Origin of the sequence: Desulfosporosinus metallidurans (genome assembly GCF_001936615.1) — a bacterium.
Classification (GTDB): Bacteria; Bacillota; Desulfitobacteriia; order Desulfitobacteriales; family Desulfitobacteriaceae; genus Desulfosporosinus; species Desulfosporosinus metallidurans.
The window spans coordinates 133,927-148,859 of record NZ_MLBF01000007.1; the positions used below are offsets into that span (position 1 = coordinate 133,927).

Below are 14,933 nucleotides of genomic sequence, written 5' to 3' on the forward strand. Positions count from 1 at the left end.
TCTTTTTTAGTTCTGTGCTATTTGCTGCGTTCTTTTTGCCGCATCTCGCAGAGCCCTTACCACAGGAAGTTCTTCGCCGGATAAAAAACGAACCAAGGCGCCTCCCCCTGTGCATATATAGGAAATATCCTCTTCCACATTAAATTTGTTGGCTGCCGTAATACTATCTCCACCGCCGATAATCGAATAAGCCGTTGAGCTTGCCACAGTTTCCCAAACCAACCGAGTACCATATTCGGAAGGTTGCTTTTCGAATATTCCCATAGGACCATTGATAAACACCGTTGCCGACTCTTGAATCGCCTTTTTATAGAGTTCGCCGGTTTGATGACCAATATCAATCAACATTTCATCCTCAGGACAGTCATTTATTGAAACTTCATTTCGTTCTTCGTTGACAAATGCCAAGTCGACGGGAAGGAGAATTTTATCGGCAAACTTAGCCAAGAGCTGTTTAGCATCCTCGATGTACTCAGACAAGTTGTTCTTATAAATAAAATCAGAGGATGCCTGGCCAATATTGATTCCCTTCGCCAAAAGCATGATGTTGGAGACAAGCCCACCCGTCATCACTTTGTCTGCAGAACCGTTTGTTAGTACCGTATTCATCATCATAAAGGCATCTTGGATTTTCGCTCCCCCAAGAATAAACAAACTAGGCCGGGCAGGGTTTTCCATGACGCTCGAAATTACACTGAACTCTTCTTCGAAGAGTCTGCCCATAGCCGAGGGCAAAACGTGTTCAAAACCTACCAACGAGGGTTGTGACCTGTGAGCTGCAGCGAATGCGTCACATACATACAAGTCTGCCAAAGGAGCCAGTCGTTTGACCGTCTGGCTCTGGCTTAATTCTTCAGCATTAAGGTTGAGTTTTGTTTCAAATAAGGTCATCTCTTCGGCAACGAATCTAACATTATCGAGGAGGAGAATTCCCCCCTCTTTCAAAGCTTTTATAGCCTCCCTAGCAGTAGGTCCAATGACATCCTCCACGAATTGAACTGGTTTTCCCAACAAATCCGCAAGTACTTTGGCATGGGGTTCCGTGGAATAGTAGTTTTTGTATTCTAGGTCTCCTCCCTGATGGGCTAATACGACGACTTTTGCCCCTTTATCCGAGAGTTCTTTCAGGGTTGGAATACAAGCTTTTATCCGAGTTATATCCTTTAGCTGACCCGTCCTTTTATCGATAGGTTGATTGATATCAACCCGGCACAACACTGTTCTACCCGAGAGATCGAAGTCATCTAAAGTACAGATACCAAATTTCATAGCTTATACTCCTTTGTTCGGTCTCATTCCTAAATACTTGTTTGTCAGTCCAACAGCTTCCATTCTATCGTTCTGCATACGCAATGCAGCCCGAATCGCGTCGATATTCTCAGGAATGACATCTGATTCTTGGGGAATATTGATGGCGAACATAATGTCATCACCCGAATGCACAATTGATTCTTCCCAAACCGCGATCTCGTACATGTCACCCCGTGGATTCCCTAAATCCCTAGCGTATTTAAAGAGGGAAGCATTTCCAAGGAAGCCATCTTCTAACCGTACCACTCTAATCCTAGCGTTTTCTCTAAAGTATTCCAACAGAGTTTCCTTGGAGATTTTCTGCTTGGTTTTAGCCAGAACGGTGATGATGTGTCCATGGGTAACCGGGGCATGGACTAATATACCTGTGGCATCGATGTGGGGCATAATCGTCATGAGATCCACGGCTTGATGACTAGGTGCCTTATCGACTTGCAAGGCATTGGTGAGCCCACGATGATAATCACCCGGATCGGCAACCCGGCGGATAATCGTAATGGCTACTTTTTCAACTCCAACTTTTCTATCAATACAATCAACGGCACGAATTAACCCAGTCGTGTTACAGGACGTTAATTTCAGAAAATCCTGACCTAGGCCTTGCTCATAGTTTGCATAGCCATGAAAAAATACATCGGCAACGCTGTTCTTTTCGCCCCCTTGGAAAACAGCCTTTTTACCATAGCGCTTGTAGAGTTCCTTATTCTTAGCACCTACTCCAGCACTGGTGGCGTCAAGCATAATATCCACATTTTGCACAAGATCCTCTAGCGTTCCAGCAATGGGAATGTTCAATTTGTCAAAGAGTTGTTGATTCTCTGGCATAGCACTATACAATTTATAGGGCATACCCTTTTCCTTCAAGGCGCGAATAGCAAGAGTTGGTGCAACATCGGCAACCCCTACCAGTTCCATATCCTCTTGCAGCGCAACACCGTCGGCCAATCTCTGACCGATAACTCCGTATCCAGCAACTCCGACCTTAACCTTTGCCATTCTATTTACCTCCCCTTAGCCCTTCTCTTATTCAAACGAAATCTGAATCTTCATCTCTTTACCCGTTGTATCAGCTGTCAGAACTTCAAATCCTTCTTTGACAATGTCTTCAACTTTAATGACTTTTGTTACTGACTTTTTAACTGGAAGTCGGCCCGTCGAGATAAGGTCAAGCGTCGAAGCGAAATCGTAGGTATTAAAACACCACAGCCCGACCATGTTAAGATCTTTGTATGCCCAGTCAAAGGGGTTAACCTTAACTGGATCCACGTTAAGCCCGCTTTGAACATACATTCCTCTTTTGCGCAATACCTTAAAGCAATCATTAATTGCCGCTTCAATTCCAGTACATTCAAAGGCTATATCCACACCAACGCCGTTGGTCCTCTTCAATAATTCTTCCTCGAGATTACATTCTAGGGGATTGAAAACTTCAGTTGCCCCAAACTCTCTGCACTTATTGGCTCTTCCCGGCTGTATTTCACTCATGAATACCTTTGATGCGCCTGCTGCCAAGCACCCCATGAGTGTAAATACCGCAGTGGGTCCACCGCCGGAAATAAAGACCGTATCTCCTGCTTGTAAGCCGGACCTTCTTATTCCGTAGAGCCCTAGTGAAGCCGGTTCACAACATGCGCCTTCTTCATAGGTCATGTTATCGGGCAATTTATTAAGTTGATATTCCTTGACAAGGCAATACTCCCCAAATCCACCCCAATACCATTGAAGCCCAACTGCCGCAAACTGCTCACATAAATGTTCTAGTCCTCTTCTACAATAGTAACATTCACCACAGTGCATTAGAGGCATTACGACAACACGGTCTCCTTCGTTCCATTTCTTAATGTCCGGTCCGACCTCTACAATATCGCCTGAAAATTCATGTCCCATAATAATGGGTGCCTTAAAGCCTGTTAAAGGATGGGGTTCATCGACAAACATTACATGGGGTCCTGAGACATATTCGTGTAGATCCGTGCCACATATTCCACATCGTTTTACCTTTACGAGGACTTCGCCTTTTCCCGGAGTAGGTCTAGGCACATCTTCCACTCGGATATCTTTGGCGCCATACCATAATGCTGCTCTCATGTTTTTACCTCCTAGATAAAATACTTTTACAAAAAAACTGCCATTAATTAGATCTGATTTCCTCAACCCAGCAACTTCAGAATAGACCCGTTGACTGATTTTTCACTTATAATATTGGGCAAGCAATTAATTCATCCGATGGGAACTTGGAAATGACCTGTGGTCCTTCATTGGTGATTACCACTTCGTCCTCAATCCGTGCGCCGTCTGTACCTTCTCCATCATAGGTCTCAAAGGCCAATACCATTCCTTCTTTAAGTTCAACGGGATGATCGATACTAAATGAACGAGATACCATAGGACGTTCCCAGAGACCAACTCCTAAGCCATGGGCAAAGGCTAACCCGAAGGCTTCTGCTTCATTATTAAATCCCCAGTAATCACACGTTGGCCACTGTTTTACAATATCAGCAGTTGTAGCGCCAACTTGGGCGGCATTGATCCCTTTGTACAACATTTCATACGCTCTGCCGTAAATTTCTTTTTGTTTTTGAGTTGGTTTACCACAGCACAAAGTTCTGTAATAGCAGGTATGATAGCCATTGAGCAGCGTCACTATATCAGCAAAGATCAAGTCTCCTGGTTGAATCAACCGATCAGAACTCAAATGTGGATGTGGATGCGTACGTGAGCCGCTAGTTACTTGTACGTTAATGACCCATTGTCCCCCAAGTCTGTGCAATTCGTGTGCAGCTACTGCCTGAATTTCATTTTCACGCACCCCAGGTCTAATGAACTGCGCTACCTTATAAAAAGCTGCATCAACCGTCGCTGCTGCATTTTGCATAATCATGATTTCATCCATCGTTTTAATGGAACGGGCATCAAGCATTACATTCTGACCATCGCCTAAACGGAAACCCTCTTCCTGTAAAACCATAATCAATTGCGAATCTAACTGATCGACGCCAATATGTGCCTTCTCATTGATTCCATTCTTGTTTAAAACCATCTTTAAGTCGCTCACAAAGTTCTTATATAAACCCCATTCCCTAGGAAGTGCACCAAACATGGTTGTGTGTGCTGGCAAAGAGCGGTCTGCTATCCATGGGCAATTAAGTCTTTCAGCAGCGGATTCTGAACCAAACCCGAAGATATAGGGCTCTCCAGTACGCGGAATAATTGCATATCGTCCCATGTTATCTACTTCAGGCGAAGCAACAGCAGTTGACGTTGCGTACCGTTTGTTTCCACTATCAAAAAGCAGTAAGCAATCCAGGTCCGTCTTTTCCATTTCGTCCTTTATTTTTTGCACTCGATCTTTGCGCATCCGGTCAAAATTAATACGTTCCTCATAATCGACACCCATCATACCTTTTGTTCCTAGTCTCATAATGTCATATCTCCTTTTATTTTAAATATTTGAGTAAACTTGTTATTACTAATTTTCTAAGAATTTATTGCAAATACTTTTTCAGAAAACTCAATTGCATTAAATGAACTCCTAACAAATGGCCCTGAAGCAACATGCAGAAATCCCTGTTCTATAGCAATACTCTCGTATTTGTTAAACACATCAGGGTGAACATACTCTTTAACCGGCAAATGCTGAGGTGAAGGTTGCAAGTATTGCCCGATGGTAATTATGTCACAGCCAATATTGCGCAAATCCTTCATTACGTTAACGACTTCGCGCTCTTCTTCCCCTAGACCCAACATAATTCCACATTTGGTAAAAACCCCTTGATCCGTTTTTTTGGCATGTTCTAAAACGTTTAGACTTCGTAGATAATCCGCTTGGGGACGGACAGCCGAATACAACCTAGGGACTGTCTCAATATTATGATTAAAAATATGTGGCTTTGCTTCAACTACCTGGGCCACGCGATCAAAACTTCCTTTAAAATCCGGTGTTAGCACTTCAATAATTGACTGGGGACAATATTCTCGAATATTTTTTATAACTTCAACAAAGTGTGAAGCACCGCCATCAATCAAGTCATCGCGGGTAACCGAGGTTACCACAACATGTTTTAAACCTAGCCGCGCCGTTGCCTGTGCTACTCTCCTGGGCTCATCAGGATATAAAGAACTAGGTTTTCCATTACTGACAGCGCAGAATCGGCAATTCCTGGTGCAAACATCTCCCATAATCATGAAGGTAGCTGTCTTTTTTGAGTAACATTCTGTTAAGTTTGGGCACAAGGCGCTGTCACAAACCGTATTCAGTTTAAGATCTTGAAGAAGTTCGTGGGTTAAGGACATATTTATAGACGTCCCTATTCTTTTTTTTAACCAATTAGGGCGACTTAACTTTTCTTCAACGATTGCCAAGACCTCCCTTACAAAGCCCGTATAATATCTATCATTTTCTAAACAACAAACGACTCAGATAATTGGACATCGTTGAAGTCACTTTAGAGAATATTTGTTTTCCGTTATCAGATTCCTAGCAATTTCTAATTCCTGAGCAGTTAGAGTCATGGGTGTTAAAATAATTTGAAGCTGTTCTTCCATACTGGTGATCAAGGCCTCTTTTAGTTCTGCATAGGTAACTTTCCGTTTTAGAACTTGGTCTAAGCCACATGCCTTTTTCTTAAGACTTTGACTTAATATCTCTCTTTGATTTTCGGCCTTAACGTTCAATAGTTTTACGAACTTGTCAATATCCATGGAAAGCGGAATGGAACCGTGTTGAAGTATTACATTCTTTCTGCGGGTTTGAGCATTTCCAGCTACTTTTTTACCCTGCCAAACGATTTCATACCAAGATGGAGCGTCGAAACAAACGGCAGAATTCTGAGCATGCTTTTCCGGCCTACGGGCCATTTCTACATCCGCACCAAGTTTCTTGAAGCCTTCATACAAACCGCTGGAAATTTTATGATAGGATTCAGTGATGCTTCCGGATATTCTTTGATTATCTTCCGCTGCCACTAAAGAATAGGTCAACTCATCATCATGGAAAACTGCTCTGCCCCCGGTGATCCTTTTCACCACATCGACTCCATTGGCTCGGCAGGCAACCCTATCAATTTCCTCAAGTTTCTGGGACGAACCGAGGCTTATTGCCGATGGAGACCAACTGTAAAAACGGATGGTGGGTAGCGATAATCCCCTAGCATGACTGATCAGAAGCGATTCATCAATTGCCATATTCTCCTCAGCTGTCGCTTTCCCAGTATCAAGCAGCCTCCATTTTTCCACCGTTGTTGCCCCCCCTTCGTTACCTCTGCATCCCAGTGTAGTTAAAACAGGATTTTGCCACCGGCAATCGAGACTGCAATCCCGGTTATATAGTTGGATTTGTCACTACAGAGAAATGAAATTAATTCTCCAATTTCCTCAGGTTTGGCCATACGCTTCAAAGGCACACTGGGAAAGCAGATCCTTTTCATAGTCTGCTGGGGTCATTTGCTCTATCGGACCCCTTATTTCAAAGACCTTTTGCATTATTTCAGTATCGGTATAGCCCGGGCACACCGCATTTACATTGATGTTATAGGGCGCCAATTCGAGCGCTAAAACCTGGGTTAATGCATTAACACCCGCTTTAGAAGCGCAATAGGCACCATTGCCAATCTCCCCGACTTTTGAAGCTTGTGAAGAAATATTAACGATCTTTCCCGTTCTACGTTTTACCATCTCTTTGGAAACGGCCTGACTCACTAGATAGACCCCTTTTAGATTGACATCGATAGTTTTATCCCAGAGCTCCTCCGGCAGATCCAGTAGCAGGGAAGAGGAAACAATTCCGGCGCAATTGACCAAAATATCTAGCTTGTCAAATTGTTTGATGGCAGTTTTTACGGCAGATTCTACTCTTTCTCGGTTTGTAACATCCGTAATGACACTGATACATTCCCTGCCCAACTGCTTGATTTCTTCTGCGGTTCGTTCAACTTCTTTGCTAATATCCACCGCTACTATATAAGCACCATACTTCGCTAAAATTAAAGCAGTGGCTTTACCGATCCCCTGAGATGCACCAGTAACAAACGCAACTTTGTTAGCAAACAACGTCAATGCACTCTCCCTATCTGAGTCATTAAATCTTCATCTAATAACTCTGCACTTGAAATAAGCTATTTGTTTCTAGGATAGAACTTCACAAAGTACATGGATGTAGTTGTGAAGTTCTATACAATTAGATCAGTCGAAACTCGATTATTCTAAATCAAATATACTATTGATTAAGAACTACTTTTTGGTATAGAAAAGATCCGCATTATCTTTCGTGATTATATTTACACCGGTGTCTACGTAAGAGGGCAATGGATTAATACCATTTTTCTTCCAGCCGTCAACAGGGTTCATTAATTCATGTTTTTCTTGGAACAAGAAGTTCATGGACCAATACCCCATATTGTAAGAACCTTGGGCAATTGTCGCTACAGCATCTCCAGCTTTGATCGCATCAAGTAAACTGTTGTCCGCGTCAAACCCGACTACCTTTACTTGATTCTTTTTGTTAGCTTCTTTCACAGCTACGATTGCTCCAAGGGCGCCAGGTGAATTACCAGCAAAGATACCCTTAAGGTTTGGATTAGCTTGGATAATACCCGCGGCTGCTTTGTTAGCATCCATTTGTTCGCCAGAATAGTTACCAGATGCAACTACTTTGATGTTAGGATATTTTTCTTGCATCTCAGCTTTAAAGCCAGCCGCTCTTTGTTCGAGTGTTGGGGTACCAGCAACATAGAGGACTGCTACTTCACCTGAACTACCAATGTTTTTGGCCAAAGTATCTGCAGCGACTCTACCAGCACTTTCATTTCCAGTTTGAACAATAATATTTCTGTTGCTATCAGGAGAATCAGAATCGAAAACCACAACCGGTATGCCTTGTGCAATTGCTTTATTGATGGGTCCAGCTAAGGCTTTTCCATTTACCGCGGTGATCGCAATACCTGCAGGTTTCTTGGCGATGACTTCTTCAAGTACTGATACTTGTTGATTGATGTCAAATTGTTGTGCACCCGTGTAAACTGTCTTTATGCCATAGAGCTTGCCCGCATCCTGGAAACCCTTAAAAGTGGATTTCCAGAACTCAAGACCGCTCATAAAAGTAACCATGTAGTACTCCTCACTAGGCTCTCCTTTGAGTGTCTTTGTTTGAGAATTTTGAGATGTTGCGGAGTTACTTGCAGAAGGACTTGCGTTTCCACAGCCGCTAAGAAGAAATGCCGCAGTAAACAATAATAATACGATTGCGACTCCGCTTTTAAGCTTTAACGTGTTTTTCATTTTTCCCATCCCCTTACTAATTTTATTTATTTAAAGGCCTTTAGCCCCTAAACCATACCTTAGTGCAGTTTCATCACTCTCTTTTTATGGCTTATATGATCAATAGTTACGGCAAAAAGCAAAATCAGACCGCTGATTAAGCCTTGTCCATAGACAGATACATTAAGCAAAATCAGACCGTTATTAACAACGTTCAGAAGGATTACTCCTAAAAAAGCTCCCAGGATGGACCCTTCCCCGCCGCTAAGACTTGCTCCACCGATGACCGCCGCTGAAATTGCGATCATCTCTGCTCCAGTTCCTGTTGTGGGGGTAGCTGCCCCAAACCGTGCTAAACTCAGCACACCGGCGACGCTTGCCAATACCGATATTAGAACATAGATGCCGATTTTCACCCGCGTAATATTAATTCCAGACAATGTGGCAGCTTTTTCATTACTACCAATATAAAAGACTTTTCTAAAGGGCTGCGAGTATCTGAGCATAAAATCTCCAATTATCGCTATTACTAAAAAGATAATCACTATAATCGGTATGCCAAATATGTCACCTTGTCCGATCGCTTCGAAGGATTTTGAATTAGTATATAAAGATATTGAGGCTCCTTGAGTTGCTAATAAAGTAGCGCCCCTCGCTATGCCCATCATAGCCAAAGTCGTGATAAAAGGACTGAGTCCCACTTTACCGATAAATAGTCCATTAATTAAACCGCAAGCAACACCCACCAATAAAGCAGCAATCACTGCAAGCCATATATTTGTTCCGGAGGAAGCTAAATACGCTGCAGTCATACCCGTTAATCCCATTACTGAGCCCACAGACAAGTCAATGCCGCCAAGTATTAATATAATCGTCATCCCGACTACGATTATCCCATCACTGGAAAGCCCTCTTAAAACTGTCAAGATATTCGATACCGTTAAAAAGTAAGGAGACAGGATGCTTAAAATAATAGAAAGAGCGATAATAGTAAGAAATATGGCCGTCTCTTTTAACGCAAATATTTTTTTGGCTAGTTTTTTAACTCCTGATGATTGGGTCCTTTGGTTGCCCTCGAACGTTTCATTTTTGACCATTTAAATACCACCTCTTTATTTTTTTAACACACATTTGCAGCATACTTCATTATGCATTGTTCGTTAATTTGTTCTCCTTGAACAATTCCTGTGATCACACCCTCATGCATGACTACAACCCTATCACAGATCCCAATAGCTTCAGGTAGTTCTGAGGTTATAACAATGACTCCTATTCCATCGTTACTTAGCTTGCGCAGCAGTTTATAAATTTCAGTCTTTACATTGACATCGATACCTCTCGTCGGTTCATCAACAATCAGAATTTTCGGTTTGGCTGCAAGCCATTTTGCGAACAGGACTTTTTGTTGGTTTCCACCGCTTAGACTACCGCATTCTTGATTGACCGACGGAGTTTTAATGTCTAATATTTTTACATATTCGGAACTCAAATCTTCTTCCTTTTTAGCATCCAACGTAATACTTTTGCTAAGCTTCCTTAGAACTGCCGCAGTAATATTATGTTTTATGTTCATGTGCAAGAAGAGACCTTCATGTTTTCTATCTTCAGTCATATATACGATTCCGTGCTCAATGGCCTGTTTATAATCTTTAATTTCAATTTTGTTCTTTTTGAAATAGATTTCTCCCTTATTTTTTTTATCAATCCCGCAAATAGCCTTCATTACTTCTGTTCTTCCAGCACCTACAAGTCCCGAAAAACCTAAGATTTCCCCTTGATAAAGAGAAAAATTAATATTTTCAAATATTCCTTTGGAAGTTACATTTTCAACTCTTAGGAGTTCCTCCGCTACTTGTGTGCTCTTAGGCGGATAGAGAAACTCAATGTTCCTACCCACCATCATATTAACGACTTGGTTGACATCGACGTCTTTGACATTCACTGTTTTAATATAATGACCATCTCTAAGTACACTAATTCTGTCACATATCTCCTGTATCTCTGCCAACCTATGACTGATGTAGATGATACTCGTTCCCTTATCTTTTAACTGCCTAATGATCTTAAATAATTCCTTTGTCTCCCTATCTGTTAAAGATGACGTGGGCTCGTCCAATATTAAAAGTTTACAATTGTAGGAAAGAGCTTTTAAGATCTCCACCATTTGTCTTTGAGCAACATTTAGGTCGCTTATTTTTTCCGTCGGTGCTAAATCTGAATTAAACATTTCCAGCAATTTTTTACTTTCGAAATATAACTTTTCATAATCAATAACACCCAACATATTTTTCGGCAATCGACCCAAAAATATGTTTTCTCCTATATTTAGGTGAGAACATAAACTCAGCTCCTGATGCACCAAACCAATTCCTACTTTTTGAGCATCCAAAGTACTATGGTGCACAATTTCAACCCCGTCAAAAAACATTTGTCCTTCATCAGGTTGTTGGACCCCGGCAATAATACTAACCAAAGTTGATTTTCCAGCCCCGTTTTCTCCGACTAAAGCGTGGACTTCACCTTTCATAACATCAAAACCCACGTTAGAAAGGGCCTTTGTTCCAGGGAATTCTTTGGTTATATGCTCTAATTTTAATCTCGCTTTGTTATCCATTTTAAACCTCCTTTGTTCAATTCTTACACCAATACATACTCACAATTAGTGATACAGCTTTAAAGAAAGAAACATCGAGATAAACTTATTAGTCCAGATACGAAGATGTTTCAAGAGTTATAGAAATGGTTCGAAAGTAATTATTGTTTGTTTTGTTTCGATTTCAATCACATATTATCATCAAGCGAAAGTTCTGTCAATTCAAATATTTTTTACAGTTTGGAGAAAAATAACTTGGAAACCTTAGGGAATTCATGGTATTATGGACTTAGATAAAATTTTTCTCCGCTTGATGGCACTTGAATTCTAGTTTGGCCGTACAAAGTCCGAACAAAATTAATCAAGATCGAAAATATATATTTTCGATCTTGTGCTAAAATAAAAGTATTAATTTAGTCAATATCATATTTTATGAACAAGATTCATTTTAATACATATATGATGTCAATAAGATCTTAAGGATGGGGTTAAATTGTTTGCTAGCGAAAGAATACGAATTATAAAATCAATTCTATTAGACAAGAAACATATTGATGTATCCACTTTAAGTACTATGCTTGATGTGTCTGAAGTAACTATACGGCGCGACCTCGAAAAACTTGAAAAAGAGGAATTTCTCGAACGCACCCATGGAGGAGCCATTCTCAACCAGCAGGAAGCTGACAGTGAAGAAGGTAATCTTGAATTAACAAATGACCCCTATCTAAAAGAAAGACTAGAAATAGGTGAAATTGCCTCTCATTTAATAGCCAAAAATGATATTATCCTTCTAAGCCAAGGCTTAACGAATCAATGTATTGCAAAGAAACTATTAAAGAAACAGAACATTACGGTATTAACGAATGATCTAACAATCGCCGAAGAATTATCTTCAAACAATTCTATCAATGTTATTCTACCTGGAGGCAATCTCGATTCCACATCGATGAGCCTAATTGGTAAGTTAACAGAAGAAAATATAAGGAACTTTTATGTGGATAAAGCATTTATAGAGGTTGAAGGAGTTAGTCCAGACAGGGGTTATACCGTCAACAGCATTGAAAAGGCATCTTTACTAAAAGAATGTCTTAAAATTTCTAAGCAAAAGATCATCGTTTGTCATCATAGCGTATTCTACAATAATAGTTTTGCACAATTAGGGTTACTTAATAGTGTAGAAAAAATCATCACTAACTCCGAAATGCCAGACTATTTTAAGAAGTATTATTTTGAAAATGATATTCAAGTTTTTACGTCCCTGAACATTTATGAATCAAGTTTCGATGAATAACTAAGGGCAAGATTGTGTACTACTTTCAAAGATTTCATTAGAATTTAGGATGGTGGGGATTGCCATGCAACATGCTATTTTACAGCTAGAGAATATTAATAAAGATCTTTCTAACTACTTTTCCTTAAAGAATATAAGTCTTGAGTTGCATTCAGGCGAGACGCATATCCTAGTTGGCAAGAATGATTCCGGAAAATCTACGCTTATGAACATATTGTCCGGGATATCCCCTGCGGATAGTGGTAATATCATATTTAATAATAGACATGTACAGATTAATTCCCCTGTTGATGCTAAGAAATTAGGCATTATCGCAATTAATCAAGTTTCTTCGCTTTTTGAACAATTCTCCGTAGCTGAAAATATCTTTATCGAAAATAAACCGCTCTATAATAAACTATTTAAAATCATTAGCCGAAATGAAATGATCAAATCTTGTCAGCGATTACTTGACAGCTTTGAAGTGAAAATATGCCCAACTTCAAAAATCAGTAATCTTTCACAATTACAAAAACAAGTTATTGAGCTTTTAAAGGCATTTAATGCCAATGCAAAAGTTGTTATTTTAGACGAACCCTTAATTTTTTCAGTAGATTCCGAGACCGTTAGGTTTTGCAATATTATTAATGAAATGAAGCTAAATGGGGTATCTTTTTTAATTACCTCCCATCAACTTGATAAAATAGTTACACTAGGGGATAAAATCACCATTATACGTGACGGTGAAATTATCGGAACGGAGAAAACAAGTGCCGTTAATATGGGTAGTTTAACCAAAATGATGAGTGGCAAAGAACTTAGAGACCGCTATCCCAAACTCAGTGTAAAAATAGGTAGAGAAGTCTTAAAAGCTGACTTCACTACCGACCATTTTTCCTCAGGCATTAATTTTACGTTAAGGAAAAGGGAGATTCTTGGTATTACTGGTTTAGACGGATCTGGAACAAAAATTGCAAGGTCCTTTTTTGGTCTAGACCCACTAGATAAGGGTATATTTTTAGAGTCTCAAAATTTGAAGATTAATACACCCATTGATGCTATTAAGGCAGGGATTGGTTATGTTACTCAAGAGCGACTCCTAGAAGGGCTCTTTAATCAGTTAAATATTCTCGATAATATTTTAATACCTAATTCATGCCAATCTCACCATCGTTTTTTTGCCTTTAACAGAAGAGGCAAAGATATTGTGAATAGTCATATAAAAGGCTTAAGAATTAGAGTCCACAATATTAACAATCGTGTATCCTCTTTAAGCGGGGGAAATCAGCAGAAGATACTGTTAGCAAGATGGATGTCCACAAAATTAAAGTTAAAGGTGCTTATATTAGATGAACCTACTAGGGGCATAGATATTCCATCTAAAGTTGACGTTTACAATCTAATTAACAAATTGGTAATAAATGGTACCTCTGTTATCTTTATTTCCTCAGATCTTAACGAGCTGCTTGGAATGTCTGATCGAATAATGGTTCTCTACGAAGGGAAAGTTGCCACAATCCTGGAAAGGCATCAAGCATCCCATGAAAAAATAATGTATTTTGCGACTGGAGGAACCTAGATACAACAATTCATAGGCTATTATTTTTAATAAATATTTTAACACTGATGACGTTTTAGTTTAAACTTATCCCAAGAAGCGCTCTGACCTTTTCGCGAAAGGTCAGAGCGCCATAAATTTTGCCTTTGAGCCCGGTGGTGGTAAGTAGGCCAAAGGAATTTCACCTTCAGCTCCGGGTAGAAGGGTCACCTTCGGTGACCCAACCCCCACGGAACCCGGCGTGCAGATTTCCCGCACCGGGCTCTTCAGAAATCGACTTACAGCATTGCGTATGCTTTTAATGACATATAGGGTATCGAAAGCTTTGGTCGCAATATTGGAAACGTGCCTTTAATTGCTTGAAACTTCTCCCAGGGGACATATCCTTTACTACATCTGGAACTGAGCATTCTTTTCCAGTAATGTTCTGTCCTGAGGTAAATCTTGAATAGGCTTTTTAAATTGCCCGCTACCCCATAGTAATTGTAGTGGCCTCTTAATACCGAATTTATTACCGCTACCTGCTCCTTAATAGGAGAGTGTCGAATTTCACGTAGGGTTGCCTGCAATTTAATAATACTTCGCTTAAGTCTAGTTTTCTCAGTCTTTCGGCCCACCATGAAGTTTCCCTTTCTATTAGTAGTACAATAGTGGGTGAAGCCGAGAAAATATATCGACTCTAATCTTTTGCCTCGTTCCTTAGCATGCTTAGTTGCAAAGCGTCCAAACTCGACTAGGCGCGTTTTGTTCGGTACCAGAGTTAAAGCAAATTTCTCCAGCCTTTTCTTCAACGTTTCATGAAAACGATTGGCATCTGAACGGTATTGAAAACAGACTATAAGGTGAGTAGACCGGGGGAATTTCACCCCCAGTCTCTCTCAGAACCGGACTTGAAGTAGAGTAGGCACCCAGCGAGTTACTATCCTAAAACAGTACTTTTCCAGATG

Annotated in this window: 13 protein-coding genes; 2 read left to right on the forward strand and 11 right to left on the reverse strand. The window is 40.4% G+C overall.

Annotated features, from left to right (window positions below; translation table 11 throughout):
* Positions 1-6 precede the first annotated feature (6 nt).
* The 11 genes from DSOL_RS07175 to DSOL_RS07220 form a co-directional block, all read right to left on the reverse strand.
* Positions 7-1,269: a phosphoglycerate kinase gene (locus tag DSOL_RS07175; RefSeq protein ID WP_075364189.1), complete on the reverse strand. Its 1,263-nt coding sequence runs from the start codon at positions 1,267-1,269 to the stop codon at positions 7-9.
* Positions 1,270-1,272: 3 nt separating this feature from the next.
* Complete coding sequence (locus DSOL_RS07180; protein WP_075364190.1) at positions 1,273-2,307, reverse strand: type II glyceraldehyde-3-phosphate dehydrogenase; 1,035 nt, start codon at positions 2,305-2,307, stop codon at positions 1,273-1,275.
* A 27-nt stretch (positions 2,308-2,334) separates the two neighbouring features.
* Entirely contained in the window at positions 2,335-3,399 is a 1,065-nt protein-coding gene (locus DSOL_RS07185; RefSeq protein WP_075364191.1) for a 2,3-butanediol dehydrogenase, read from the reverse strand.
* Between the two features lie 106 nt (positions 3,400-3,505).
* Positions 3,506-4,732 (reverse strand): M24 family metallopeptidase, encoded by a 1,227-nt coding sequence (locus DSOL_RS07190; RefSeq protein ID WP_083642361.1) that lies wholly within the window; start codon positions 4,730-4,732, stop codon positions 3,506-3,508.
* Between the two features lie 56 nt (positions 4,733-4,788).
* Positions 4,789-5,673 (reverse strand): lipoyl synthase, encoded by an 885-nt coding sequence (lipA, locus tag DSOL_RS07195; RefSeq protein WP_235838726.1) that lies wholly within the window; start codon positions 5,671-5,673, stop codon positions 4,789-4,791.
* Positions 5,674-5,751: 78 nt separating this feature from the next.
* Positions 5,752-6,546, reverse strand: coding sequence for a lipoate--protein ligase family protein (locus DSOL_RS07200; protein WP_083642362.1), 795 nt, complete (start codon positions 6,544-6,546; stop codon positions 5,752-5,754).
* A 41-nt stretch (positions 6,547-6,587) separates the two neighbouring features.
* Positions 6,588-6,737 (reverse strand): SDR family oxidoreductase, encoded by a 150-nt coding sequence (locus tag DSOL_RS29470; protein ID WP_083642363.1) that lies wholly within the window; start codon positions 6,735-6,737, stop codon positions 6,588-6,590.
* A complete protein-coding gene (locus tag DSOL_RS07205) occupies positions 6,685-7,359 on the reverse strand; it encodes an SDR family NAD(P)-dependent oxidoreductase (RefSeq protein ID WP_170871462.1) in 675 nt (224 codons plus the stop codon). The genes DSOL_RS29470 and DSOL_RS07205 overlap by 53 nt, the downstream gene beginning before the upstream one ends.
* 180 nt (positions 7,360-7,539) lie before the next feature.
* A complete protein-coding gene (locus DSOL_RS07210) occupies positions 7,540-8,586 on the reverse strand; it encodes a substrate-binding domain-containing protein (RefSeq protein ID WP_075364193.1) in 1,047 nt (348 codons plus the stop codon).
* A 59-nt stretch (positions 8,587-8,645) separates the two neighbouring features.
* The gene (locus DSOL_RS07215; RefSeq protein ID WP_075364194.1) at positions 8,646-9,662 is read right to left on the reverse strand and encodes an ABC transporter permease; all 1,017 of its coding nucleotides are present in this window, start codon (positions 9,660-9,662) and stop codon (positions 8,646-8,648) included.
* 23 nt (positions 9,663-9,685) lie between these two features.
* On the reverse strand, positions 9,686-11,179 hold the full coding sequence (locus DSOL_RS07220; protein WP_075364195.1) for a sugar ABC transporter ATP-binding protein: 1,494 nt from the start codon (positions 11,177-11,179) through the stop codon (positions 9,686-9,688).
* Positions 11,180-11,651: 472 nt separating this feature from the next.
* Here DSOL_RS07220 and DSOL_RS07225 point away from each other — a divergent pair, with 472 nt between their 5' ends.
* Entirely contained in the window at positions 11,652-12,449 is a 798-nt protein-coding gene (locus DSOL_RS07225) for a DeoR/GlpR family DNA-binding transcription regulator (protein ID WP_075364196.1), read from the forward strand.
* A 64-nt stretch (positions 12,450-12,513) separates the two neighbouring features.
* The gene (locus DSOL_RS07230; protein WP_075364197.1) at positions 12,514-14,007 is read left to right on the forward strand and encodes a sugar ABC transporter ATP-binding protein; all 1,494 of its coding nucleotides are present in this window, start codon (positions 12,514-12,516) and stop codon (positions 14,005-14,007) included.
* Positions 14,008-14,933: the final 926 nt, after the last annotated feature.